Source organism: Aquincola tertiaricarbonis (genome assembly GCF_023573145.1).
GTDB lineage: Bacteria > Pseudomonadota > Gammaproteobacteria > Burkholderiales > Burkholderiaceae_C > Aquincola > Aquincola tertiaricarbonis_B.
Genome location: NZ_CP097636.1, coordinates 1,005,281 through 1,027,685 on the forward strand (window position 1 = coordinate 1,005,281; position 22,405 = coordinate 1,027,685).

General features: G+C 67.5%; 28 protein-coding genes and 1 tRNA gene. 9 read left to right on the forward strand and 20 right to left on the reverse strand.

Going from position 1 to position 22,405, the window contains the following annotated elements; translation table 11 throughout:
• Positions 1–2 precede the first annotated feature (2 nt).
• On the reverse strand, positions 3–923 hold the full coding sequence (locus tag MW290_RS18825) for a LysR family transcriptional regulator (protein ID WP_250199223.1): 921 nt from the start codon (positions 921–923) through the stop codon (positions 3–5).
• An 872-nt stretch (positions 924–1,795) separates the two neighbouring features.
• Here MW290_RS18825 and MW290_RS18830 point away from each other — a divergent pair.
• The 3 genes from MW290_RS18830 (at position 1,796) to MW290_RS18840 (ending at position 3,730) form a co-directional block, all read left to right on the forward strand.
• Positions 1,796–1,869, forward strand: a tRNA-Gly gene (locus tag MW290_RS18830).
• A 17-nt stretch (positions 1,870–1,886) separates the two neighbouring features.
• On the forward strand, positions 1,887–3,515 hold the full coding sequence (ltrA, locus tag MW290_RS18835; protein ID WP_250199224.1) for a group II intron reverse transcriptase/maturase: 1,629 nt from the start codon (positions 1,887–1,889) through the stop codon (positions 3,513–3,515).
• Between the two features lie 23 nt (positions 3,516–3,538).
• Positions 3,539–3,730, forward strand: coding sequence for a hypothetical protein (locus MW290_RS18840; RefSeq protein ID WP_250199225.1), 192 nt, complete (start codon positions 3,539–3,541; stop codon positions 3,728–3,730).
• A gap of 209 nt (positions 3,731–3,939) precedes the next feature.
• On the opposite strand, the gene MW290_RS18845 is transcribed toward MW290_RS18840, so the two are convergent.
• From MW290_RS18845 to MW290_RS18910, 14 genes are all read right to left on the reverse strand, one after another.
• The gene (locus MW290_RS18845; protein ID WP_250199226.1) at positions 3,940–5,139 is read right to left on the reverse strand and encodes a site-specific integrase; all 1,200 of its coding nucleotides are present in this window, start codon (positions 5,137–5,139) and stop codon (positions 3,940–3,942) included.
• Positions 5,136–5,363: an excisionase family protein gene (gene xisR, locus MW290_RS18850; protein WP_250199227.1), complete on the reverse strand. Its 228-nt coding sequence runs from the start codon at positions 5,361–5,363 to the stop codon at positions 5,136–5,138. The genes MW290_RS18845 and xisR overlap by 4 nt, the downstream gene beginning before the upstream one ends.
• On the reverse strand, positions 5,356–5,565 hold the full coding sequence (locus MW290_RS18855) for a hypothetical protein (RefSeq protein ID WP_250199228.1): 210 nt from the start codon (positions 5,563–5,565) through the stop codon (positions 5,356–5,358). The genes xisR and MW290_RS18855 overlap by 8 nt, the downstream gene beginning before the upstream one ends.
• Positions 5,562–6,173: a nucleoside triphosphate pyrophosphohydrolase family protein gene (locus tag MW290_RS18860; protein ID WP_250199229.1), complete on the reverse strand. Its 612-nt coding sequence runs from the start codon at positions 6,171–6,173 to the stop codon at positions 5,562–5,564. Before MW290_RS18860 ends, MW290_RS18855 begins: the two co-directional genes overlap by 4 nt.
• The gene (locus tag MW290_RS18865) at positions 6,170–6,997 is read right to left on the reverse strand and encodes a J domain-containing protein (RefSeq protein WP_250199230.1); all 828 of its coding nucleotides are present in this window, start codon (positions 6,995–6,997) and stop codon (positions 6,170–6,172) included. The genes MW290_RS18860 and MW290_RS18865 overlap by 4 nt, the downstream gene beginning before the upstream one ends.
• Positions 6,998–7,003: 6 nt before the next feature.
• Positions 7,004–7,900, reverse strand: coding sequence for a lambda exonuclease family protein (locus MW290_RS18870; protein ID WP_250199231.1), 897 nt, complete (start codon positions 7,898–7,900; stop codon positions 7,004–7,006).
• Complete coding sequence (locus MW290_RS18875) at positions 7,897–8,745, reverse strand: ERF family protein (protein WP_250199232.1); 849 nt, start codon at positions 8,743–8,745, stop codon at positions 7,897–7,899. The genes MW290_RS18870 and MW290_RS18875 overlap by 4 nt, the downstream gene beginning before the upstream one ends.
• Positions 8,742–8,948, reverse strand: a complete 207-nt coding sequence (locus MW290_RS18880) for a hypothetical protein (protein WP_250199233.1) — start codon at positions 8,946–8,948, stop codon at positions 8,742–8,744. Before MW290_RS18880 ends, MW290_RS18875 begins: the two co-directional genes overlap by 4 nt.
• The gene (locus MW290_RS18885; protein WP_250199234.1) at positions 8,945–9,193 is read right to left on the reverse strand and encodes a hypothetical protein; all 249 of its coding nucleotides are present in this window, start codon (positions 9,191–9,193) and stop codon (positions 8,945–8,947) included. Before MW290_RS18885 ends, MW290_RS18880 begins: the two co-directional genes overlap by 4 nt.
• Positions 9,190–9,567 (reverse strand): XkdD/Y8K6 family phage-associated protein, encoded by a 378-nt coding sequence (locus MW290_RS18890; protein WP_250199235.1) that lies wholly within the window; start codon positions 9,565–9,567, stop codon positions 9,190–9,192. Before MW290_RS18890 ends, MW290_RS18885 begins: the two co-directional genes overlap by 4 nt.
• Positions 9,564–9,743: a hypothetical protein gene (locus MW290_RS18895; RefSeq protein ID WP_250199236.1), complete on the reverse strand. Its 180-nt coding sequence runs from the start codon at positions 9,741–9,743 to the stop codon at positions 9,564–9,566. The genes MW290_RS18890 and MW290_RS18895 overlap by 4 nt, the downstream gene beginning before the upstream one ends.
• Complete coding sequence (locus MW290_RS18900; RefSeq protein ID WP_250199237.1) at positions 9,740–10,123, reverse strand: hypothetical protein; 384 nt, start codon at positions 10,121–10,123, stop codon at positions 9,740–9,742. The genes MW290_RS18895 and MW290_RS18900 overlap by 4 nt, the downstream gene beginning before the upstream one ends.
• Positions 10,120–10,467: a hypothetical protein gene (locus MW290_RS18905; protein ID WP_250199238.1), complete on the reverse strand. Its 348-nt coding sequence runs from the start codon at positions 10,465–10,467 to the stop codon at positions 10,120–10,122. Before MW290_RS18905 ends, MW290_RS18900 begins: the two co-directional genes overlap by 4 nt.
• A 661-nt stretch (positions 10,468–11,128) precedes the next feature.
• Complete coding sequence (locus tag MW290_RS18910; protein WP_250199239.1) at positions 11,129–11,830, reverse strand: S24 family peptidase; 702 nt, start codon at positions 11,828–11,830, stop codon at positions 11,129–11,131.
• 77 nt (positions 11,831–11,907) lie between these two features.
• Between MW290_RS18910 and MW290_RS18915 the strand changes: the two genes are divergently transcribed.
• From MW290_RS18915 to MW290_RS18940, 6 genes are all read left to right on the forward strand, one after another.
• Positions 11,908–12,162, forward strand: a complete 255-nt coding sequence (locus MW290_RS18915; protein WP_250199240.1) for a transcriptional regulator — start codon at positions 11,908–11,910, stop codon at positions 12,160–12,162.
• A 73-nt stretch (positions 12,163–12,235) separates the two neighbouring features.
• Positions 12,236–12,526, forward strand: coding sequence for a hypothetical protein (locus MW290_RS18920; RefSeq protein WP_250199241.1), 291 nt, complete (start codon positions 12,236–12,238; stop codon positions 12,524–12,526).
• Positions 12,523–12,807: a hypothetical protein gene (locus MW290_RS18925; protein ID WP_250199242.1), complete on the forward strand. Its 285-nt coding sequence runs from the start codon at positions 12,523–12,525 to the stop codon at positions 12,805–12,807. Before MW290_RS18920 ends, MW290_RS18925 begins: the two co-directional genes overlap by 4 nt.
• On the forward strand, positions 12,804–13,664 hold the full coding sequence (locus tag MW290_RS18930; RefSeq protein ID WP_250199243.1) for a ParB N-terminal domain-containing protein: 861 nt from the start codon (positions 12,804–12,806) through the stop codon (positions 13,662–13,664). The genes MW290_RS18925 and MW290_RS18930 overlap by 4 nt, the downstream gene beginning before the upstream one ends.
• Positions 13,661–14,158 (forward strand): DEAD/DEAH box helicase, encoded by a 498-nt coding sequence (locus MW290_RS18935; RefSeq protein ID WP_250199244.1) that lies wholly within the window; start codon positions 13,661–13,663, stop codon positions 14,156–14,158. The genes MW290_RS18930 and MW290_RS18935 overlap by 4 nt, the downstream gene beginning before the upstream one ends.
• Positions 14,058–17,279 (forward strand): hypothetical protein, encoded by a 3,222-nt coding sequence (locus tag MW290_RS18940; protein ID WP_250199245.1) that lies wholly within the window; start codon positions 14,058–14,060, stop codon positions 17,277–17,279. The genes MW290_RS18935 and MW290_RS18940 overlap by 101 nt, the downstream gene beginning before the upstream one ends.
• 67 nt (positions 17,280–17,346) lie before the next feature.
• Here the strand turns inward: MW290_RS18940 and MW290_RS18945 are convergent, their stop codons facing one another.
• From MW290_RS18945 to MW290_RS18965, 5 genes are all read right to left on the reverse strand, one after another.
• Entirely contained in the window at positions 17,347–19,350 is a 2,004-nt protein-coding gene (locus MW290_RS18945) for a hypothetical protein (protein ID WP_250199246.1), read from the reverse strand.
• Between the two features lie 7 nt (positions 19,351–19,357).
• Entirely contained in the window at positions 19,358–19,966 is a 609-nt protein-coding gene (locus tag MW290_RS18950; RefSeq protein ID WP_250199247.1) for a putative phage tail protein, read from the reverse strand.
• The gene (locus MW290_RS18955) at positions 19,963–21,084 is read right to left on the reverse strand and encodes a baseplate J/gp47 family protein (protein WP_250199248.1); all 1,122 of its coding nucleotides are present in this window, start codon (positions 21,082–21,084) and stop codon (positions 19,963–19,965) included. The genes MW290_RS18950 and MW290_RS18955 overlap by 4 nt, the downstream gene beginning before the upstream one ends.
• Positions 21,081–21,671, reverse strand: a complete 591-nt coding sequence (locus tag MW290_RS18960; protein ID WP_250199249.1) for a phage GP46 family protein — start codon at positions 21,669–21,671, stop codon at positions 21,081–21,083. The genes MW290_RS18955 and MW290_RS18960 overlap by 4 nt, the downstream gene beginning before the upstream one ends.
• Positions 21,672–21,734: 63 nt before the next feature.
• Positions 21,735–22,295 carry a phage baseplate assembly protein V gene (locus MW290_RS18965; RefSeq protein WP_250199250.1) on the reverse strand — a complete coding sequence of 187 codons (561 nt, stop codon included), beginning with the start codon at positions 22,293–22,295 and terminating at the stop codon, positions 21,735–21,737.
• Positions 22,296–22,405: the final 110 nt, after the last annotated feature.

A 22,405-nucleotide genomic window follows, 5' to 3' on the forward strand; every position in this document is an offset into this window, starting at 1 on the left:
TGTTATGGCAAGGCTTCGGCCACCGCCGTCACCTGCTGGCGCAGCCAGCGGCTGGCGGCGCTGGTGTGGTTGCGCTCATGCCAGAGTTGGTAAAAGCGCATCGGCGGTATCTCGCTGGGCGCGCGCACCACGGCGATGGGCGCCGTGGCGGCGTAGTGATCGGCGAAGCGGCGCGCGGTGGTGAACACCAGGTCGGTGGCCAGCAGCACCTGCGGCACCAGGTTGAATTCAGGCACGGTGGCGGCAATCTGCCGTTGGTAGCCGGTCTTGGCCAGCTCGCCGTCGATGGGTCCGGTGCGCGGCGTGCTGCTGGCCGCCGGCGCCAGGTGGCGCATGCGCAGGTAGCGCGCCAGCGGCAGCCGCCGCTCCTGCTCGAAGGGGTGGCCGCGCCGCATCATGCACACCACCTCGTCGGTGTACAGCATGCCGGTGCGCAGGTCTTCGCGCGGGCGCGGGTCGTTGCTGATCACCAGGTCCACGCCGCCTTCGTCCAGCGCCTGCGCCACGTCGAAGGCGGGGTTGGATGGCCGGATGTGCGCGCCGATGCGGCTGCCCGCGCCGGTGAGCCGCGCGATCACCTGCGGCAGGAAGGTGGGCGGCAGGCAGTCGGCGCAGACGATGTTGAAGGCCTTGTCGGCCGCCGCCGGGTCGAAGGTGGAGATGCCTTCCAGCCGTGCCACCTGGCCCAGGATCTCGCGCAGCGGCGCCTTGAGCGTGGCCGCCCGCTCGGTGAGCACCATGCGGCCACCGCTGCGCACCAGCAGCGGATCGCCCAGCACTTCGCGCAGGCGTTGCAGCTTGCGGCTGACCGCCGGCTGCGCCTGGCCGGCGCTGTCGGCCACCCGGGTGATGCTGCATTCCTGCAGCAGCAGCGACAGCAGGCGCAGGTCGTTCAGGTTGAGCGAGAGCAGGGCTTCTTGCATGTAAACTGCGGCCATCCAAGCGGGTGTAGTTCAATGGTAGAACGGCAGCTTCCCAAGCGTGCGACCTGAGTGTCGTTCGGTAGCTGAGCCGGTCGCTACGTAAAGCGACTTAATCAGCCCTTCAATCGCCCGGTCTTCGGACCGGCCCAACGGGTCTTCGGACCCCGCATCTCTGACCCTCGGGTCAGGCGGCTCCGTGAAAGCGGAGACGGAAGAGAAAGCCGACGGCGTAAGCCGTGTGGTGAGTTGTCGCACAGGCGCAAGCCTGGATGCGACCGGGCGTTCAGCCGCCCGTAGCCTAGGTGCAGTGCGAGGTTGGCAACGACCTCGTGCCGAGCGCACCGACAACGTAGCCGCCCCCGAGGGGTGCGCGGCAGCCGTGAGGCGGGCCGCGTGATTCTGGAAGTCGAGATCCGGATGAGGCGCAAGGCTGGGCCAAAGGGCCAACATCTGTGAATCGCTGATAAATGCCGTCAAGCTTGAACGAGCCAAATCGACTGACAGGCTCGAACCAAAAGGTGTGTGACCGGCTGCCTCCCTGCTTGGTGGGGGCACGCTGACATGACGGTCACCGGCAGAAAGGCGAGGCCCTCCTGGCCCGTGCTCACCGCACGGAACAGGGTAAGCCCATAGCGGTGTCGCGCCGCAAGGTGCGACAAGCGGCGGTGTAAACTGCCGTGCATCTGTTGTGGGTAGAGGATCGCGGAAAAAGCGAAGGCCGGGCTGTAATGGTCCGGATAGGGGATGCAACGATTGCCCCGGCCCGAAAGGGCGCTGACTTCCGCTTGGTGGTCTGTCGCGAGACAGGTCTGAGTCCTACCGCCCGAGGGGTTGTCTGCCCTTCGGGGCAGACGTCCATCCTTCGGGACCGGGCGGGCGTAGCTCAATGGTAGAGCTGAGGCTTCCCAAGCCTATGACGAGGGTTCGATTCCCTTCGCCCGCTCCATTTCAACGGAGGTTGATATGGACGCAAGCGATTGTGATGTCGCCTCCACCAACTGGTCGCACTGGCACGGAATTCCGTGGCAGGACGCACATCAGGTGGTCGGCAGGCTGCAGGCACGCATCGCGAACGCAGCAAAGGCAGGCGACTGGCGCAAAGCCAGGCAACTGCAGAAGCTCCTGACCCGCTCCATCAGCGCGAAAGCGCTGGCGGTCAAACGGGTCACCGAGAACCAGGGTCGCAAGACCCCGGGCATCGACCGGCAGACTTGGAGTACTCCGGACGAGAAGTGGCAGGCCGTGCAGTCCTTGCAACACAAGGGCTACCAACCACGGCCGATGAGACGGGTCTACATCCCGAAAGCGAACGGTGATCGGCGCCCCCTGGGCATCCCCACCATGCGTGACCGGGCCATGCAGGCGCTGCACTTACTGGCGCTTGACCCCACCGCCGAGACAACCGGCGACATCCACTCCTACGGTTTCCGCCGTGGGCGCTCGACGGCAGACGCGATCGAACAAGTGCGAAACGCGCTTGGACGAAAGCACTCGCCGCAATGGGTGCTGGAGGCGGACATCAAGGGTTGTTTCGACAACATCAGTCACGACTGGCTGCTCGCCCATGTCCCCATGGACAAAAGCGTGTTGCGCAAGTGGCTGAAAGCCGGGTATTTCGAGGGGAACAACCTCTTCCCGACAGAGAGCGGGACACCGCAGGGCGGGATCATCTCGCCCGTGCTCGCGAATCTGGCATTGGACGGCCTGCAAGACGTGCTGGCGGGGATCTTCCGCACGGTGCGTGAAGCACGGTCGGCCAAGCTCAACTTCGTTCGCTACGCCGACGACTTCATCATCACGGGCAGTTCACGCGAACTGCTGGAGGACCGGGTCAAACCGCTGGTGCAGGACTTCCTGCGCGAGCGTGGCCTGGAGCTTTCGGAGAAGAAGACGCTGGTCACGCACGTGACCGATGGCTTCGACTTCCTGGGGTGGACGGTCCGCTGGCAAGGCGGCATGCTGTTGACGAAGCCGGCCGAGAAAAACGTCAAGAACTTCTTGGCAAAGGTCCGCGGGACATTGCGGGACATGCGCACGAGCCGGCAGGCCGACGTGATCGACAAGCTCAACCCGGTGATACGGGGCTGGGCGGGGTATCACCGAAGCCAGATGGCGACGCGCACGTTTGCGAAAGCCGACCATGCGATCTGGCAGGCGCTGTGGCGCTGGGCCCGCCGCCGGCATCCGAACAAGGGTGAACGGTGGATCAAGGCCCGGTACTTCCGGTGCATCCAGGGTCGCGACTGGCGATTCGCGGAGAAGGACAAGGCGCTGCTGACCTTGGCGAGCTTCCACAAGAAGCCGCACGTCAAGGTGGATGGCAACCGGAATCCCTACAGCCCCGACGACGAGGACTACTTCGACGCGCGCCTGGCGCGCAAGATGGAGTCGGACTTGAAGGGGCGCCGGAAACTGGCATGGTTGTGGTACTGGCAGAACGGGCTCTGTCCGAAGTGCGCCCAGAAGATCACGAAGGAGACGGGGTGGCACATCCACCACGTCGTCAAGCGGTCGGCTGGCGGGTCGGATCAGACGAGCAACCTCGAGTTGCTGCACCCGAACTGCCACAGGCAACACCATGTCAACGAGTGAGCTTCACAAACACGAGGAGAACGATGACCAGTGAAGAAGAAGCCCAGGCGGACCGGCGTGACCTGCAACCCGTCGTCATCGACGGCGAGCGGGAAGCGCTGGAACGGCGGCTGATGTGGGCAATCCTGTTCGATCATCCGGACAAGGAAAGGCTCGCACGGCAACTGACGCCAGCGGCCAACTCGACGTTGGCTCTGAAGGATCCGAGTGAGTAAACTTTGCGGCGGCCGTCGTACCCGGAGTGGGTGGACGGTTCAGGCTGCTTGAGCCGGATGCGGGGAAACCTGCACGTCCGGTTCTTAGGGGGGAGGGATACCGCGAGGTATCCTTCCTACCCGACTTCATACGAGGGTTCGATTCCCTTCACCCGCTCCACTCTCCTTCATAGGAGAAACGGCCTCCCGACCCTAGCGCTACTGCGCCTCTACCGCGGAATCGCCTTCCGCGCTACCGGCGTCAGTGATGCGTTGACCGCCGCCAGGTTCCTGCCGCGGTCCGCCTGCGGGATGTACTTGGCATAGTCCTTCATCATGGTCTGCACGCTATGCCCGTGCTGGGCCGCCACCCAGTAGGGATCGGCGCCGGCCATGAGCGCCAGCGTCACGCTGGTATCGCGGCATTCCTTCGGCGGCCGGTGGCGCACGCCGACGCGGCGCAGGCAATCCATCCACTCGCGGCGCTGTTCCTCGCCGTTGTTCCAGGCCTTGCCCGTGAAGGGGTTCAGGAACACCTTGCCCGCCAGCAGCTGCGTGCGGGCGCGCTGGCGCTCGAGGGCGGCCCAGGCGCGGGCGTTCAGCTCCACATGCCGCGCGCGGTGGGTCTTGGTGCGGTCCTTCTCCTGCTTGAGCACGCGCGCCCGCTGGACTGTCACGGTGTGGGCGCGCAGGTCCACGTCCGACCACAGCAGGGCAATCTGCTCGCTGGGTCGCAGGCCGGCGAAGAAGGCGAACTCGAAGTAGTCGGCCAGCGCCTGGGCCTGGGCCGCGGTGGTGCGGCCGCGCGGCTTGCGCAGGTCGGCCAGGATCGCCTCCACCTCGTCGGCGGTGAACGGGTCAGGGTTGCCGGTCTGCACCTTCAGGCAGTTGATGCCGTCGGTGGGGTTCGGGAAGCTCCCGTCCTTGCACGCCAGCGCGAACACGCCGCGCAGGGGGATGAGGATGTTGTTCTGGGTCTTGCGGGCCAGGCCCTTGCGGATCTTGCCGGTCGCCGTGTCCAGCCGCGGCTCAGCGAGGTCGGCCAGCCGACCCAGCAGCATCTCGTGCGTGACGCGCGAGGGCTTCATGTGGCCGAAGGCGGCCAGCCAGTAGGTGTTCAGGTGGTTGGTGTAGATCGTGATGGTCGAGTGCTCCAGCTCGCGCCGTGCCAGCTTCGCCCACACGTCCGCCCAGTCGGCCAGCGTGCGGCCCTGGTGCTCGTTCGCTGGGGCATGCTTGGCGGCGAACTTGTAGCCTGGGAAGTGCCGCTCCAGCTGGAAGGTGCCGGCGGCGATCTCTTCCAGGATGTCCGCCCGCTGGCGCGCCGCGTGGCGCATGTTGGCAGCGGTGGGCTTTAGCGGCAGCGTGGGCCGGATCTCCTTGCCCTGCCAGGTGAAGCGCACCTCGATGCGGTCACCCGCCGGCCTCACCCCACCCGTCGTTGACCTGCGGCCCATCGTTCGTACCCCTCCATGTCCATCAGGCGGCTGCCATCGGGCGCGCGCACGTATTCGTAGCCTTCGAGCCAGACGCCCTTTTTGATCTTCGCCTCGCAGGCGCTGACGGTGTAGCCGGTGATCGCCTCGAAGACGTCCAGCTTCACGAAGCGCGCCGGCGCAACGACGCGAGCCTGGCGGTCCTTGGTTTCAGCCATTGCCCGGCTCCTTGGTGGCCGCCTCACGGTACCGGCGCGGGAAGAAGTCGCAGCTGGTGTCGGTGGCCTCGTGGGCGTAAAAGGCCGCGCAGTGCCGAAAGTTGACGCAGCCGCCGCAGGTCTTGCCGGCGGGTAGCTGCATGCAGGTCTTGTCGGTGCAGGCCTTGTCGGCGCAGCAGCCGTGGGTGTGCTGCGCGGTCATGACTGCTGCTCCTTGGTGGCGGTAGTGCCGATGGGGTCCAGGCCCTTCAACGCCCGCCATTCGCGCACGCTGCCATCGCCGTCCAGGACGACGCGCGCTGCCATCACCGCGGTCTGCACGGCCTCTTTGCGCACGTTGGCGGCCGGCTCGTCCAGCACCGCTTTGCACAGCTCGCCGAATTCCTCGGCCAGCGCCACGGTCATGATCCGGTCGCCAGGAAACTTGGCGCGTGCGCGCACCAGCTCGGCACGCACGTCGGAGAGGAACGCGTCAACGTCCGCATCGGCAGGCAGCCCGGCGTCGGTCGCGTCCGCAGTCGTAGCGCCTACAGCACGAAGCCCCGGGGCACGGAGCGCTTCCAGTGCATCCTCGGCCGCTTTGGCGCGGTCGAACAGGGCTTCGCTGGTCTTCCAGCAGCTGCGGGCCTCCTGCTCCCAGGTGACCGGCCACAAGGGACCGCAGCCGTTGGGGCACGGCTCTGTCTCGTTGCCGCCGGCGCCGGCCTCACCGGTGTTGACGTACAGCGTCACGCGCGTCAGCTCGAACTGGCACTTCGCGCAGCGCATGCGCCCGGGCACGACATCTGGTGCGGCAGTGGTGTCGCTCATGTCAAAGCCTTTCGGTATGCGTCGTTGATCTCGGCCATGCGTGCCTCGCTGCCGCCCTTGTCGGGGTGGTGCTGGCTGGCCAGGCGGCGGTAGGCGTCGCGGATCTCGCTGGGCGCGGCGCCGGCGGCCTCGTTCTCCTTGCGCACTCGCTCGGCCTCGATGGCCGCCTGCTCGGCCGCAAAGGTGGTGTCGAACATCTGCTGCAGGCTGGCCAGCGTCTCGTCGCGCGCCAGCACCGCGGCCTCGGCGTATTCCTCCCAGGCGGCCGGATCGATCACCAGCGCGGCCAGCACGTCGATGCCCTTGCGCAGCGCGGTGGACGGCTGGCCAGCGCCCCGGGCCACGTAGCTGCGCAGCGTGGCGATGTTGTCCTCGTGCACCTTCTTGCGGGCCTGCTCCTTCTCGGCCGCGATGCGCTTCTCTTCGGCCACGCGGGCTTCGTGTGCCTTGATCTGGCCGTCGACCTGGTTCTCAACCGGCCGAACGATGGCGATCAGCTCGTCGGCCTTGTCCTTGATGTCGCGCTTCAGGTCGTTGAGTTCGTCCTTCGTCTCATCGTGAGCCCGCTGCACCGTGAGCCGCGCATCGCGCAGCTCGGAGCGCGCCTCCGTGGCGGCCTTGCGGCCCTTGGGCGTCGTGAAGTCGAAGGCCACCTTGTCGTAGCGGGTGGCCAGCGCGCGCAGGTCCTGCTCGGTCTTGGTGATCTTGGCCAGGGCGGCTTCGCGCAGCGTGACGACGGCGGGCACGTTGGCGGTGGGCGCTGGTGCTGCCGGCGTGTCCGGCGGGCTCACGATCTCGGGGAAATCGAGGGTGTCGGTGGTCATGGTGTGTCAGCCGAAGATGTCGAGGGGGATGGCGACCGGGCCGGGTGCGGCCTGGGCGGGCTTCGGCGCGGGCGCCGGGGAAGCGGCAGGGGCCGGTGCGGCAGCTGGCGGCGCGGCGGGCAATTCCGCCACCGTGGCGGCATTTCCCTCGGGCTCTTCGTCGAGCACGTCGTCGGGGATCTCGGCCGCCTCGCAGATGGCCGCGCGCAGCTTGGCGACGTACCCCTGCACCATGGCGTCGAACTCGGTCAGGTCGGCCTGCAGCGCTTCGATGTAGTCGTCGTCGCGCTCGATGCGGATGACCTTCAGCTTCAGGTCGCCCGGCATGTCCGGGGCCCACAGGATCAGGTCGATCCAGTCGAGGTGCCACAGCCAGATGTTCCCGTGGCACTGGTCGATGAACTCGCTGATGTCGCCGTCGATCAGGGCGGTGAACAGCGTGTCGCTGCTGACCATCAGCTTGATCTCGGTACCACCGCGGTGTTCCTCGAACACCAGGCCGTCCACGCTGCAGCCGTACTTGCGGTCCTCGGTGTAGAGGAACCCGGCCTCGTCCACCAGCGCGCCGGTGGTGGCCTCGTAGGCGATGCGGGCGAACGATTCTTCGGTCTTGCCGCGGGCCATGGCCTGCGTCTGGAACAGGCCGGGCGCCAGGCCGCCCACGATCTCGCGTGCCACGTTCATGGCGTAGAGCCGGGCCGCCTTGCTGTAGTCGCCGCGCACGGCCGGCGTGATCTCGCCGGTCTTCTTGTCGATCTTCTCGGGCGTGCCCTTGAGGCGCTCGCGGCAGATGCGGAAGTTCGACGCGGTGATGACGCCGCGGCGCGCCGCCAGCCATTCCTCGCTGCCCTGCGGCGCGAGGGACAGCAGCATGCCCGGCGGGACGAAAGGCTGCAGCATCATGCCGACGCTCCTTCAGCCTGGGCCTTGGCCTTCAGCCCGTTGCGGTGGTTGGCCACGGCCACCTTGAACTCGTTGTGCGCCCAGGCCCACTTCGCCAGTTCGGCGTTGCGCTCCTTCCAGACCAGCAGCGCGGCCCGGTCGGTGACGGTCTTGCCCAGTGCGACCAGCAGCCGGTCCAGCACCTGGTCGGCCTCGCTGATCTCCTGCTGAGTGCCGCGGCCGTCATCGTCCGGCTGGTCCTTGGTACTCAGGCCGGTGGCGGCCAGCAGCGTGTGCCGTTCGAGATAGCTCTTCGCCGAGATGATGGCCTGGATGCCGTTCTTGCCGCCGCTGCTGTCGTGCGCTGCCTCCAGGCGCGTGGCCTGGCTGTGGCCCGCCACGTGCGTCAGCACGCAGGTGATGCCGATCTTTCCTTCCTTCTGGTCGGTGTCCCAGCGGTGGGAGATGCCGTACTTCGCCAGCTCGGACACGATCGCGCTGGTGACGCCGTAGTGCGTGGCGTGGTCGTAGTCGGTGGCGCCCTTCGCGCCATCGAAGTGCACGTGCTTGTCCTTCACGATCACCGGCGGGTTCTTCTTGAACTCGGCCATCGCAGCGGTGAACGCCTCCAGCGCCGCCTCCGCGCGCAGCCGGGCCCGCAGGTCCAGCAGCTTCTCCATCTTCTCCAGGTCGCCGCCGTTCTGCACCACGATCTGCAGCATGGCCATGATGGGATCGGTCGCCTGGGCCTGCGGCTGCGGGATGCGCTGCAGCACCTGCTCCGGCGGCACGGTGGCCGCGGCGAACTGCTTGGGGTCTGCCAGATCGACCGTATTCACGGCCGTGGCTTCGAGGGTCTCGGTCATCGGGTGACTCCTTTGGTCAGGGCTTGGAAGAGGTTGCGCAGGACGCGCGTGGAGGGGCTGCGCTGGCCGATCAGCGCGCGCTGCAGTCGCAGGGCGTCGTCGTCCATGTGCGGGGCGGGCTGGCGCTGGGCGCAGCAGCCGATGCGGATGCCGGCCGGCGTTGTGACGAAGCGGGCACCGGCTGCGCTGGTGGTTGTGTTCATCGCGCCAGCCCCTGCAGCAGCTCGGGGAGGAACGCCACCGCGACGGCCGGCACGCAGATCCAGCGGATGACGCGGTTCGCCTGGTCGAGGCTGCGCGCCACCTCGGCCCGGGCGTGCTCTGCATCGTCCATGCGCTCGTACTCGCTGCGCGGGTCATTGACCCTGCGGCGCAGGCCAGACGGCGGCGGCAGGTGCTGCAGCGCCGTGGTGAGGTCCACCGGCGGCTTCTTGGTGGGCTCGCTCATGCGGCACCTCCGGTGGCCCTGGTGACGGCTGCGGTGAGCGCACTCACCGCCAGCTTCACGTCTGCCGGGAACGTGGCAGCCTGCGTGAGGGCAGCGATCGCGCAGCGAGCTGCCGCCAGGAGATCCGGGGAGGCTTTGATGAGGTGGGCGTTCGCCAACGCCAGGTCCAGCTGGCTTTGCTCAGGTGCCTCCGGGCAGATGTACTCGATGCCGTCGCGCGTCTCCGAGTGCAAACCGAAGGCAGACACGTGGGCGACCATCACGCGCCCATCGCTGCCTGCGGCCCAGATCCCGATTGAGAAGACAGAGTCCGGGTCGGCCTCGAGATCTTCGGGATCAATTTCCCAGGGGCCTTGGGTGTGCTGCTTGTTCATGCTGCACCGCCGTTCACCTTGGCGCGCGCTGCACGCATGGCGCAGTCACGCAGGTTGCGGGCCGCTGCAGCAGCAGCGTGGTGGCCGGCGGCGCGGAGCTTCAGCCAAGTGCGATGCGCATCCTTGGCTGACAGCACGTCCAGGCGCACGGCGGTGGAGGTGTAGGGCCGGCTCATGCGGCACCGCCTTCCCGGGCCTTCAGCATCTCGTCGGCCCATGCGCTAGGCCATTGGACCAGCCACTGCTTGTTTTTCTCCTGGCTCCATACTGCGAAGGTCTTCTTTGCGGCTTCGCGCTGCTCGTGCCAAGCCCGCGCCGCCGGGGACATGTCGGCCGGATCCAGCCACTCGTCGTAGTCGGAATGCTCCAGCTCTTCCCGCACCTCCTGGGGCGCCTGGTCGAGTGCAGGGATGTCCGGTGCCGGCGGCATGGTGGGCCGGAACCAGGGCTGCGGCTCGACCGGCGCGTGGGCGATGAAGTAGTCGCGCAGCGACAAGCCGCGACCTGTCATCCCTGCGGCCGGAAACGCCGGCCCGCCGTCGTTGATCGCACTCATGCAGCCACCCGCCGATCAGGCTCAGGGTAGGCGTAGGGCTGGAAGCGGCGGTCCGCCTCGCGCTCGGCGTCGGTCCGCGTGTCCACGCCGACCGGCATGGCCATGCGCTCGATGCGGAAGCACAGGTGCCGGATGCTGGCCTTCAGCCGCTCGATGTGCGCCAGCGTGGCGGGATCGGCGGTGGGCTTGCACTGCGCGCCGGCCAGCTGTTCGCGGTATTCCTTGACCTCACGGCGAAGGATGAAGTCGGCAAGCTGCCGACCGGTGTAGCCGGCCCGTGCGTCCAGCACCTCGGCGGTGTTGATCGTGGCGATCAACTCGGGCGAATACGTTCGAGCAGACATGCTCGGCCTCCTGGCACCCCGTCAGTCAGGGCGTGCAAGAAGATTACCAAACAGTAATTGTCGGCGTCAATACTAAACGGTAATGTTTTTTGAGAAAAAGAAGCGCACTCCAGGTGCGCTGCGGCGGGTCGATGGGCCTAACGCCAGGGAAGTGCTAAGCCCATAGAGGGAGTTCTCCAAGCCGCCCAGATTTCGCCGCTCGTCGTCGACACTTCCATCTGCAAGTACGACTCGAGAGAGTCGGTGCCGGTGGCCCCGGTCGGGGCGGCCACGCCGAACTCCCACCGTTGGAACACGCACAAGCCGCTCGGCTTCCTGTCCGGAAACTCAGTGCACTGGCCGGGCTTGCTTACTTCGTCGGCAGGCCTCCCCATGGCCTGCGCAACTCGCCTAGAGGTCATCCCCCCTTGTTCAGTAAGGGCCCAGGCCTTCTTCTGGGCGGCCTCGACCTTTGCTCTCGCTGCACGAGCCGGAGCATCGACAAACTCCTCTTGGCAGTCGCGCAGAGCAACCGTAACACCCCGCTCAGTGGGCCGCTTGCTCGCGTCCGTCCTGCACTCAGCAAGGTTCTGAGGCTTGCAGCCGAAAGGGTTGAGGCAAGCGCCCATAGCGCCAACCGAGGCCAACATGAGCGCGACTGCGCTCGACACGAGTCGAAGCATCAAATCTTCCAGCGTGATGGTGGAACGATGGCTGAGACCGCGTGCACCGCGACTACATCCGATCGCATAAGCGTGAGCCGCTCGCCAGCCTTGATGGACATCACAGCGACCGAATCAGGACGCTCGTACAGCAGCTCAGTGATCATCTTGCGGCCGTCTTTCAGCTGCACCAGCACGTACTCGCCTGGCGCCACCTCGCTTGACGGCTCAATCACCACCAGCCACCCATCGCGGATAGCCGGGGCCATGGCATCGCCACGAACACGCAGCGCGTACGCCTGCCCGTCTCTTGTGAAGACCTCCACGTAGCCCGATCCATCCGGGTCTCGTTCTTCCTCGTGCCAACCGTCGTCTGCCATCCGTGCCGCCCCAACCACTGCAACGCGCTTTACAAAGGGTAACGCGCCAGCAAATTCTGGGTTAGAGCGTGGCTCATGTGGTGAGCCAGGTGCGTCAGTAGTTACTGCCGCACCCCTCTGTTCGAGGTAGTGCACCGGCATGCCGGTCTGTGCTTCTAGGTTGCGAGCCTTCACGCTGCCGAACGACTTGGCCACCAGCAGCGCCGAGATCTCGCCCTGGTTCAGCGAGTGCTTGCGCACGAAGTCGGCCTGCTTGCCGCCGAAGTGTGTGTCGATCCACAGGCGCAGCTGGCGGCGGCGGTTCTCTGTGTCTTCCTTGGCGCGCGACGAGTGCGTGGGCATGCCGAAAGTGTCACTTACCAAAAGGTAAACCTCCAAAAGGTATTGACCGGGCATTACTAAACGGTAATGATTCGGCCATGGACAAGCTACTGGCCTACCTGAACGGTCTGTCGAAGGAAGAGCGCACGGCCTTCTGCGACGGGTGCGAGACCACCGAGGGCTACCTACGCAAAACGATCTCGCTGGGCAAGAAGTTCGGCGAGGGGCTTTGCATCGCCATCGAGCGCGAGAGCCGCGGCCAGGTCCGGTGCGAGGACCTGCGCCAAGACACCGACTGGGCCTTCATCCGTGGCACCGCGCCGCGGCGTCGTGCTGCCGCGCGGGCCGCATAGCGGTCACCTGCCTTCGACCTCGTCCGCCCACCGCCGCAATTCGGCCGCCACCACCGCACTGCACCGATCCCACATGAGCCGCATCGACTCCAACGGCGAAGGCACCGCGTTCGCCCGCTCCACCGGGCTGCCTTCGCACATGGGCAAGGCCACAGCCGAGCTCAAAACCAAGGTTCCCGAGTGCGTCAAGGACGAGTTCGCCATGTTGGCGCACGGGATGGGCTTGAACGAATCGGAACTGCTGCGTTCGCTGGTCATGGTCAGGCTCTACGGCGTTGAGAAGACCGCAAGGATGCACTCCGACCAGCTGCGGCTCGCTGCCGGTTTGAGCCCTGAACAGGCCCCGACTGGGGTTGTAGGGTGAGCCGCGCCGCCGTCATCAGGGCGCTGGCGCCCATCGCCCCGCCGTGCTTCAGCACCAGGTCGCAATGGGTCGTCTACCTGGAAGACGCCGCCGCCGAGCAGCGCCCCGGCCATGCCCCGGGCCCGCTGATCTTCGAAGCCGGCAAGGCCGTCCGCTTCAACACCGCCTTTTCTTTCTGCGCCGATTGCACCGACCGGCATGAAGGCGCCATGCGCGCTGCCGGCCGCTGCCAGCCGCGCTTCCTGCTGACCCTGCCTGTGCCCGTGAAGGAGCCCGCATGAGACCGCCGTACGCCCAGCATCCGCTGTCGGCTGCCTTCCCCCCGATGTCGCCCGAAGAGTTCGAGGCGCTGGTCGCTGACATCTCGGCCAATGGCCAGCAGGAGGCCATCGTCCTGTTCGAGGACAAGGTGCTAGACGGCTGGAACCGCCAGGCCGCATGCGTCCAGGCCGGCCGTGAGCCGATCACGACGCCGCTGCCGCAGGGCGTGAACCCGGTGCAGTTCGTGATGTCGCGCAACCTGCACCGCCGGCACTTGTCGGCCTCGCAGCGCGCGCTGGCGGTGGCTGCATGTGCATCGTGGCGCCCTGTGGGCCGCCCCGCAAATGCCGCCACCGTGGCGGCATTGCATGCGCCCAGCACCGTGGCCGAAGCGGCCGAGGAAGCCGGCGTGGGCGTGCGCACCATGGAGCGCGCCAAGAAGGTGGTGAAGGACGCGGCGGCCGAAGTCATCGAAGCCGTGCGCACCGGCTCGATGACGGTGGACAAGGCAGCAGACATCGCGGCGCTGCCGAAGGAAGAGCAAGCCGAAGCCGTGGCAGCACCGGCCGCAAAGCCCGCGAAGGCCAAGGCGCCCAAGGCCGACGCCGCATCGGCTGAAGAGGTAGCGGACCTGCGGGCCCAGCTGGCCGAGATGGCCCGCAACCTCGAAGAGACCATGGCCGACAACGCCACGATGGCCGCGGTGTTCGAGGCGGACGACAAGCTGGCCGAGGCGATGAAGGAGATCACCAAGCTGCGCGCCCAGGTCTCCACGCTCACCGAGCGCAACAACGGCCTGATGGCCGAGAAGAACGCAGCGATCCGCCAGGCCAAGGCGGCGCAGAAGAAGCTGCAGGCGGCGGGGGTGGCTGCATGACGCCCGACCTCTTCGCTGAAGCGCCCCAGTACGCAGCCGCAACGTTCCCGGAGCCCCGGCCGTTTCAGGTCGCTGCGCACCAGGCGCTGCGCGAAGGGGTGAGGGCAGGGCACCGCTGCCAGCTGCTGATGAGCCCCACCGGCTCGGGCAAGACCTACCTGGGCCTGCGCATCGCGCACGAGGCTCTGCTGAAGCGCAAGAAGGCGCTGTTCATCTGCGACCGGCGCACGCTGATCAACCAGACCAGCCGCACCGCCGACAGCTACGGGCTGAGCGCGCACGGCGTGCTGATGGCCGACCACTGGCGCGTCGATCCCGACATGCCCTTCCAGATCGGCAGCGCGCAGACGCTTCACCGCCGCGGCATCAGCGACGAGTTCGACGTCATCGTGATTGACGAAGCGCACACGCAGCTGCCCGGAGCTGCGCCGCGATGGGCTGCACCTGTTCGACGCCTGGGCCAAGCAGTACGGCGACGTGGAATCGGTCTATGAGGTGGCGCCCAGCGGCGTCGGCTACCGCATCAGCCAGCGCTTCAGCAAGTTCCGCAACCTGCCCTCGCTGATGGGGCACTACCGCAGCTTCGCCGACGTGGTGACGCTGGACGACCTGAAGCAGCAGGAGGCCGCCGCCGGCAAGCGCTTCCCGGTGCCCAAGATCCAAGGTGGCCGGCCGCAGAACGTGGTGGTCAAGCGCTCGCAGCTGCAGACCGACTTCTTCGGCGTGCCCAAGGTGGTGCGCAGCGGAGCCGGCGTCATCCAGTTCGAGCTGCAGGACCCGACCAAGGCCGCCATCGAGCCGGTGCCCGCGGACCCGAAGATGGGCCGCGCCGAGCAGACGTGGGCCATTCGCGCGGGCGGCGCCACGCTCAAGAGCGGCATCGCCACCGAGGCCGAGGCGCGCGAGCAGCTGGTGGCCATGGCGACCACGCCGCGCACCGAACTGGACCCGAAGTCGCTGCTGGGCCAGTTCGCCAACCTGCGCGAGCTGACCCGCAGCACCAAGGGCAAGATCAATGCACTGTCGCTGACGGGGCTGGCCAACAAGGCCGGCCTGGACTACCGGCTGATCGACCCGGCCGCCCCCGACCACCCGGGCTCCAAGATCAACCAGGCGGTGCAGAGCATCGTGAAGGTGTGGAAGGACACCGCCGCCGACCGCGGCACGCAGCTAGTGTTCTGCGACTTGTCGGTGCCGCTGTCCGCCCGCGCCGGCATGGCGGCCAAGCCGAAGCGGGCCTATGTGCGCGATGCCGATGGGCGCGTGACGCACAAGCAGGCCACGCTGCATACCATCGATGGCTGGGAGGGCTACCCCTTCTACATGGTGAAGAGTGACCGCGGCATGGCGGTGTACGAGCCCGTGAGCGGCGTGATGCTGCGCGACGGCTTCGCGGACAAGGCCGCGGTGACGGCCTGGGCCAGCGGCCTGCTGGCCGACCAGAAGAACCGCGAGAAGTGGCTGGACGCGCGCGACCGCTATGGCGAGCTGACGGACGACCAGATCAGCGAGTACCGCGACCAGAAGGAACTGGAGACCGAGCCCGACGGCAGCAACGAGCTGAGCCGGGCCGACCTGGAAGCCGTGGCCGGCGCCAGCGCCTTCAGCGTCTACGACGACATGAAGGCCAAGCTGGTGGCCGCCGGCATTCCGGCTGCAGAGATCGAGTTCGTGCACGACCACGACACGCCCAGCGCCAAGGACAAGCTCTTCAAGCGGGTGAAGGCCGGCACGGTGCGCGTGCTGTTCGGCTCCACGCCGAAGATGGGCGCCGGCACCAACGTGCAGGACCGCCTGGTGGGCCTGCACCACGTCGATGCCCCGTGGCGCCCTAGCGACCTGGAGCAGCGCGAAGGCCGCATCATCCGCCGCGGCAACATGCTGTACGAGCGCGACCCGGATGGGTTCGAGGTGTTCATCGGCCGTTATGCGACCGAGCAGACCTACGACACCCGCCGCTGGCAGCTGCTGGAGCACAAGGCCGCCGGCATCGAGCAGCTGCGCAACTATGCTGGCCAGGCCGAGATCGAGGACGTGGCCAGCGAGGCTGCCAATGCGGCCGACATGAAGGCCGCCGCCTCCGGCAACCCGCTGATCCTGCAGGAGACCCAGCTGCGCACCGAGGTACGCCGGCTGGAGTCCCTGGAGAAGGCGCACAAGGACAACGTGCTGACCATGGCCCGCCGGGCCGCCGACCAGCAGCAGTATGCCGACCGCTATGGCCCGGAGAAGCTGGCCAACCTGCGCACGCTGGTGGCTGACCGCAATGCCGTGCCCTTCGACCCGGAGAACCCCAGCGCACGCATCGGCGGCAAGGCCTACACCGGCAAGGAAGCCATCCAGAAGCGGCTGGCCTTCGTGGTGGCCGAGCTGCAGACCAGCAGCGGCAGCGACGCCGTGGTGGCGGTGGAATACCGCGGCCTGCCGTTTTTCTTCAAGGGCGGCACCAACATGGTCTCCGTGGAGGGGCCCGCCGGCCACATCCACAGCTACGGCAAGAACGAGACGGTTTCCACCGCCGGCCTGCTGACTCGGCTGGGTAACGCGGCCGAGCGCCTGGATGCGCACGTGGTCGACGTGGAGCGGCACATTGCCCGCGCGGCTGCCGAGGCTGCCTCGCTGCGCACGCAGAGCCAGCAGCCGTTCGCTGACGCGCAGCTGCTGAAAGACACCAAGGCCAAGCACGGCGTGGTGCAGCGCAACCTCATGAAGGCGTCGCAGGGCGAGGCCGTGTCCCCGGCCGAGCGCGGCGAGTTCAACGCGGCGCTGAAGGAGCGACGGGCGCAACTCGAGAAGCTGGGCTTCGGCGCCGAGCTGAAGGCGAGCGATGCCGCCGACGTGGCCTTCAGCCGCGCCAATGGCCTGGCGCCGGCGGGCGGCCGTCGTGCCGCGGTGGAGGCGCTGGCCAGCACCATTGCGCAGCGCTGGGCCAGCGCACCAGAGATCGTGGTGGTCGAGGACATGAACGACCCCGCCATTCCGGCGGCGGTGCGCCAGACCGACACCGCGCAGCGCTCGCAGGGCGCATCCGGTGAGCCGGAAGGCTTCTTCCACGCCGGCAAGGTGTACCTGCTGGCCAGCCAGCTGCCCGGAGATGCGCAGGTGGTGCGCGTGCTGTTCCATGAGGCCCTGGGGCACTATGGCCTGCGCGGCACCTTCGGCGACGGCCTGGGCGAGATCCTGGACAACCTGGCGCGGCTGAACGCCGGCAAGGTGCGCGAGAAGGCCAAGCAGTACGGCCTTGACTACGACGTGCCGGCGGACCGCCGCATGGCCGCCGAAGAGGTGCTGGCCGAGATGGCGCAGAAGTCGCCCACCATCGGGTGGGTGCAACGCGCCGTGGCGGCCGTGCGCGCAGCGCTGCGCCGCTTTGTGCCGGGCTTCGGCCAGATGGCCCTCAGCGACGGGGAAATCATCCGCGACTACATCCTGCCGGCGCGCGCCTTCGTGCAGCGTGGCGGCCCTGCGGGCGGTCCGGGCGGCGGTGTGGCCTTGTCCCGGTCCAGTCTGGCCGCGCTGCGCAGCATCGATCAGAAGAGCGTGCGCAACGCCTTCCTGGATGCCACCACCAGCCACGCCAGCACCACGCTGTGGGGCCGCACGGTGGGCAAGTAGCGCGACGTTTAATTTGAGCCAGAGCGACGTTTAATTTGAGCCGGCATTTAGGGCGCCAAATAAGCGCCTAGGCGACCGCACTGTAGGAAACCCCGGACAGCGAAATCCACTCGCTGCAGTTTGCAGTAGACCCGGTAGCCTCGTTCACTCTCACCGTGCCATCCGCGCCCACCACCACCGGCACAGCGGTCTGGTTCCCCGCCGCCGAGCCGGTTGCCATGAACCGCTTCGGCGTCAGCGGCCACGCCCAAGCGGGCAGCGTTGCGACAAGGTTGTTTCCCCCAGGCTTCACCAGGCCACGGAGGTTCACACGCCCACCGAGCAGGTCCACACCGAACGGATCGTTGCCGCTTACCTGGCTCCAGGTGCCCGCCAACGCAGGACGGAGGCCCCCGTTCAGATTGCTGTAGACCTGGGGCACCTGCGTGGTCCTTTGGAGTGCACCGAGGACGATGCTGGGTAACCCAGTGATGTGGAAGATCGCATCGGAGAGCGCCTCAGCCACAAGAGTGCCGATGTCGACGTAGGCCGTATTCCCCAAGTCCACCGCGTTGTCCGCACCCACCACCAGCAGGTGCCCAATGCTGGCACGCTCCTGCAGATTCGCACCGACGTGGAAAACCGCCTGCAGGCCAACCGTAGTGTTGCGGCACTCCGCCTTCCCAACGTGGAAACGCAGCAAGCTGCCTTGGCCGACGCCGCCGTCCAGCAGCTGAATCCCTTGTCGGATCCCGCCCACGTCCTTCTGGTCGATAAAGGCCGCGCCGATCTGCACGGACGAGATCGCATAGCTCCCCCCAAAGCTTGTTCCGATCCCCTTTTTGGCTCCCACGGAACGTAGCTGGCCGATCTGCACACTGTCGATGTTGTTGCCCGACGCATGCAACAGCAAACCGTAGTCCTGCGCGCCAAGAGCCGTCGCCCAAGGAGTGGTGCCGGGCGGACCGTTGGCATCGGTCACCACACGCCCCACGTTGATGTCGGACGCGATGGCGGTGACCTGCAGGTCGGACTTGATGATGACGCCCTCGTAGTTATTGCCGTAAGAGGTCAGCGCCTCGGCGCGCACATTGCTGCACTTGATCACGATGCCGTGGACACCGTAGCAGCCAATGACCTCTCCCGTGCAAAGCACGTCGGTGACACCTTCCCCGATGATCGCCGAGTGGGTCGCCGCGCTTGGGCTGCTGCACAACGTTGCGACGTTGTGTAGGCGGATGCCACGCTTGAGCGGTGCGGCGGCCTTAATCGCATTGTTGGGAAAGGTGATGTTGAGCGCCTCTGTGAAGCCAGGCGCCTCGACGTTGCCGTAGAAAGCAGCAACCACGTTCTTGCCGGAGTCAATTCCCAGGTCGCTCAACTCAAAGCCGCTGGCATAGGCGAGAACCATCCCCTGGATGACAGATCCGCCTGTCAACGACCGGCAGTCGTTGGCATAGCTGGGCATCTTCCGCCCGCGAATCTTGACGTTGTCCTTGCTGATGTAGCTACCTGCGCCATCAAAGCCGTAGGCATAGAAGGACGGCTTGTAGGTCGCGACCTCCAACTGGACCACGCCGCCGCCGGCGGGCAAAGCGTTGACGGCTGCGTCCAGCGCTCCGATGTTTCCGATCCCAAACCATTCCGGGCGCACGCTCATGCCGTTGTCGATGGTCACCTTCGCCGCCAGATCAAAAATCTGGCGCGTCGTGTCGATGATGGGCACGCTGATGGTGACCGGCGTGGCCACAGCACACGCCCCGAAAAAGAAGATCGGCCGGCCCTTCGCGTTGGCGGCGACGATGGCCGCCCTCTTGTCCGAACCGTCAGCAATGATGACCGTCGGCAGGTAGTTATTGCCCGGGCCTGTCAGGTACAGCACGGACATCAGCACACGGCGATAGCTTTCTTGGTCGTCCGCGTCGAACTCGGCGGGCTCGACGCCTGCAGCGTTCAGCAGCTCCATCAGACTCCAGTTCACCTGGTTCATGTCCTGGGCCGACACCTCGGTCGTGACCGGCGCTGTCGACTGATGCATGCGGTGCCCGGTGCCGACATGCACCACGCTAGCGTCACTGTTCGTGTAGTTCATAGCGCCTTCAAGGGGTCGTAAAAACGATGTTCAGGGCGTACCGCGCGGGCACGATCTTTTCGAGGCTGCAGGCCATCTCGGCCAAACCAGGCGGGCGCTGAACGAGCCGCGCGCCCACGCGCTGCCGTCCAACTCGGAAGGGGATGTCGGCCACTGGCACCAGCACATACAGCCGCCCATCCAGCTGGCCCAGCCGGCGGCCCACGCGGTCGCGGCCGGCGCGAAACGGGGTGTTGTAGCGAACCTCCGCATCGAATCCCATGCTCTGGCAGAACGCCTCAATCGCACCTGGTGCGGCCGGGCTGGAGTCGTCGTAGGCGCCGGTGGGGCCGCGCAACTTGGCCACCAGGCGGGCCTGCCGATCGGCGTAGGTCTGCAGAGGGCCGAAGCACGGGTCAGGCAGCCCCGTGGCTGCCTCCCACTCCTCCAGCCGCGTGCGGGTGGCATGCGGCAGCCACTCGCCGGCCGTGTGCGCCGTGTAGTCGTGCAGCTCGGCAAAGCTGGCGGCCATGCCGCGCAGCAGCCGCATCAGCACCGAGCTGGGGTCGCGTGGCCAGGCGTAGCCCTGGGGCAGCAGGTGCTGCAGCGCCTGGCTGAAGCGGTCGGCGCTGCTCATTCGAACGTCACGCTGCCCAGCATCAGCAGCTTGTTGAACGCGTCGACGGTGAAGAAGGCACCGCTTTCGATGGCCGGCGCGCTGATGGTGTGGTTGTACTCGCCCACCACCGAGCTGATCGCTTCGGTCATGTGGCTGTGCGGGATCGACCCACCCGGCACCGCTTCGCGGAAGAACAGGTCTGCCAGCGCGGCCGTCACGCCCGCGCGGATGGCCGCCGTGTCAGGCGAGAGGTTGACCACCACGTTGATCACCACCGGCGTCGGGATGATCACGAACAGCTCGTCGGGCGGGCCGCGCTTGGGGTCGCGGATGTAGTTCAGCACCTGGTCGCGCTGGGCCGTGGTGGGCAGGCCAGGTGACGGGTTGCCGTCGGCCATGATGATCACGCCGGCCGATGTGGGGCCGGCCGGGTTGCGCACGCCCCAGGCCCGCGTGATGCCCGACACCTGCAGCGCCCACCTCGCATAGTCGGCCGGGCTGCCGCCCATCGGCTCGCTGCTCAGCCGCTGCTGCAGCCGATACACCGCCTCGGCGTCGGTCTCCACGTCTGCGCCGCCGCTCAGCCCGGTGGTGGCCACGAACGCCGCGTCGATGCCTACCACGGGCGATACCAGCGTCAGCGCCGTGTCGGCGGCCAGGTTCTGCGCCGCGCCGGCCACCGTGGCCACCACGGTCGCGGAAACCACACCAGCCACCACGGCCGCGTCGACCGTCACGCTGAACTGCCGGCCGCTGGCGTCCTGCATCAACGTGCCGGCCGGCAGCAGCGATGCGCTCACGCCGGTGCCGCTCACGGTGCCCGTGGCCGCTGCCGCCTCTTTGCGCGCCATGCCGTAGGTGGCCAGCCAGCCGTCCAGGAAGGTGCCGGCCGAGCTGACCGGCACGGCCTGCCGCGCGATGAAGTCGCGCAGGTAGCGGTAGGCGCCATGCAGGCCGGTGGCCTGCACGAACGCCAGCGCCTTGACGTTGCCGCGGGCCAGCTCCAGATCGGTGGCGCTCATGGCCACCGGGCCGCCGGCCTGGCTCGCCTCAGCCAGCGACTGCTGCAGCAGCCGGGCGGCGTTGGCCGTCAGCTCGCTGATGCTGGGGATCGGGACGTTCAGCGGCGTCGTCATACCGAAGCCCACCGCCGGATGCTCGTGCCCCACAGCACGTCGTACACCGGCCGCACCTCGGCCGGCCGGTAGATCGTGGCGCGCACCGCCAGGCGGTCCTGCCGCTCGCCCACCCACTCGGTGGCCACCTCCACCCGCGCGGCGATGCCATCACGCACCAGCCAGGCCAGCGCCTCCTGAGCCGCAAAGCGCGCCCGCTCCAGCACGTCGGTGGTGGCCTTGCCGGTCATGCACAACCACAGCGCCGAGCCCCAGGCCTGCGCGTCGGCACCGGCCCATTCGCCCATGAACTCCTCGCCCACCCAGCCCCGCCGATCGGTGGCACCCAGCGGCAGCGTGTCGTCGCGGCTGGCGCGGCGGTCGGTGAACAGGCTCACGATCACCGCGGTGCTGAGCGTGTCCTCCAGCTCCAGCGCGTACGTGGCCAGCATGTCCACGCCCGGCTGCGGCGCGCCGGTCGGGCTGAGGTAGTCGGTCCAGGGGTAGGCCGCCACCCGCGTCGGCGGCGCCAGGCGCAGGTCGAAGGGCACGCCCACCAGGGCGGCCGCATCGGCGGCGGGTTGGGGGCGGGTGGCCAGATCGAACATAGGCGTTCAGTCTGGCCATCAGGCGCTTTCAATGCCTGGTGAAACGCTTCACCAGGGCGCGCATCACACCGGCGGGCCGGAGGTGCCGCTGCCCGTGTCCACGCCGTTGTGGCGGTGCTCGTGCATCTCCTTGCCTTGCACCTGCAGGCTGTTGCCTGCGGCCATCGTGGGTGCATCCACGCGGCTGCCGGCCGTCACCGCGGCCGAGGCGGCCACGGTGGGGGTGTTCAGGGCCACGTTGCTGCTGGCGTCGACCTGCACCACCGGGCTGGTGATGCGCACACTCACCGCGGCGCTGATGATCAGGTCGTCGCAGCTCAGCTCCACCACCTTGCCGGCCTTGAGCTTCACGAAATGGCCTTCCTTGTGCCACACCGCCACGTCGTAGGCGTCCAGCTGAGGCCGCTCGGCGATGCGGTCCATGCGGATGATCACCGTGTGGCCATCGGCGTTGATCACCAGGCCCTGGCCATCACCGGGGTTGCCAGCAAAGCCGTAGTCCTGCCAGCGCTCCGCGTCGTCCTTGGCGTCGTCGTCCAGCGCCTCGGTGCGGCCGCGCTGCACCTTGCCTTCGGTCAGGCCGCGGATGCGCGCTCGGCGCAGAAGGTTGGAGAGCCAGCTCAATGTGCGCCTTGGGTCACGCGCTGCGCGCGAGCGCCCAGCGCACCGGCGGCCATCTCGGCGCACAGGGTGTGAAGCAACGCCAACTGCGGCCGCGGCGGCTCGCCGCTGCA

Coding starts and splice junctions, on each gene's coding strand:
- MW290_RS18910 (WP_250199239.1), bottom strand. CDS start 11,830: ATGCCCACGCACTCGTCGCGCGCCAAGGAAGACACAGAGAACCGCCGC.
- MW290_RS18955 (WP_250199248.1), bottom strand. CDS start 21,084: ATGACGACGCCGCTGAACGTCCCGATCCCCAGCATCAGCGAGCTGACG.
- MW290_RS18855 (WP_250199228.1), bottom strand. CDS start 5,565: ATGACCGCGCAGCACACCCACGGCTGCTGCGCCGACAAGGCCTGCACC.
- MW290_RS18915 (WP_250199240.1), top strand. CDS start 11,908: ATGGACAAGCTACTGGCCTACCTGAACGGTCTGTCGAAGGAAGAGCGC.
- MW290_RS18860 (WP_250199229.1), bottom strand. CDS start 6,173: ATGAGCGACACCACTGCCGCACCAGATGTCGTGCCCGGGCGCATGCGC.
- MW290_RS18870 (WP_250199231.1), bottom strand. CDS start 7,900: ATGATGCTGCAGCCTTTCGTCCCGCCGGGCATGCTGCTGTCCCTCGCG.
- MW290_RS18945 (WP_250199246.1), bottom strand. CDS start 19,350: ATGAACTACACGAACAGTGACGCTAGCGTGGTGCATGTCGGCACCGGG.
- MW290_RS18875 (WP_250199232.1), bottom strand. CDS start 8,745: ATGACCGAGACCCTCGAAGCCACGGCCGTGAATACGGTCGATCTGGCA.
- MW290_RS18960 (WP_250199249.1), bottom strand. CDS start 21,671: ATGTTCGATCTGGCCACCCGCCCCCAACCCGCCGCCGATGCGGCCGCC.
- MW290_RS18825 (WP_250199223.1), bottom strand. CDS start 923: ATGCAAGAAGCCCTGCTCTCGCTCAACCTGAACGACCTGCGCCTGCTG.
- MW290_RS18895 (WP_250199236.1), bottom strand. CDS start 9,743: ATGAGCCGGCCCTACACCTCCACCGCCGTGCGCCTGGACGTGCTGTCA.
- MW290_RS18950 (WP_250199247.1), bottom strand. CDS start 19,966: ATGAGCAGCGCCGACCGCTTCAGCCAGGCGCTGCAGCACCTGCTGCCC.
- MW290_RS18935 (WP_250199244.1), top strand. CDS start 13,661: ATGACGCCCGACCTCTTCGCTGAAGCGCCCCAGTACGCAGCCGCAACG.
- MW290_RS18930 (WP_250199243.1), top strand. CDS start 12,804: ATGAGACCGCCGTACGCCCAGCATCCGCTGTCGGCTGCCTTCCCCCCG.
- MW290_RS18890 (WP_250199235.1), bottom strand. CDS start 9,567: ATGAACAAGCAGCACACCCAAGGCCCCTGGGAAATTGATCCCGAAGAT.
- MW290_RS18885 (WP_250199234.1), bottom strand. CDS start 9,193: ATGAGCGAGCCCACCAAGAAGCCGCCGGTGGACCTCACCACGGCGCTG.
- MW290_RS18920 (WP_250199241.1), top strand. CDS start 12,236: ATGAGCCGCATCGACTCCAACGGCGAAGGCACCGCGTTCGCCCGCTCC.
- MW290_RS18900 (WP_250199237.1), bottom strand. CDS start 10,123: ATGAGTGCGATCAACGACGGCGGGCCGGCGTTTCCGGCCGCAGGGATG.
- MW290_RS18840 (WP_250199225.1), top strand. CDS start 3,539: ATGACCAGTGAAGAAGAAGCCCAGGCGGACCGGCGTGACCTGCAACCC.
- MW290_RS18880 (WP_250199233.1), bottom strand. CDS start 8,948: ATGAACACAACCACCAGCGCAGCCGGTGCCCGCTTCGTCACAACGCCG.
- xisR (WP_250199227.1), bottom strand. CDS start 5,363: ATGGCTGAAACCAAGGACCGCCAGGCTCGCGTCGTTGCGCCGGCGCGC.
- ltrA (WP_250199224.1), top strand. CDS start 1,887: ATGGACGCAAGCGATTGTGATGTCGCCTCCACCAACTGGTCGCACTGG.
- MW290_RS18865 (WP_250199230.1), bottom strand. CDS start 6,997: ATGACCACCGACACCCTCGATTTCCCCGAGATCGTGAGCCCGCCGGAC.
- MW290_RS18905 (WP_250199238.1), bottom strand. CDS start 10,467: ATGTCTGCTCGAACGTATTCGCCCGAGTTGATCGCCACGATCAACACC.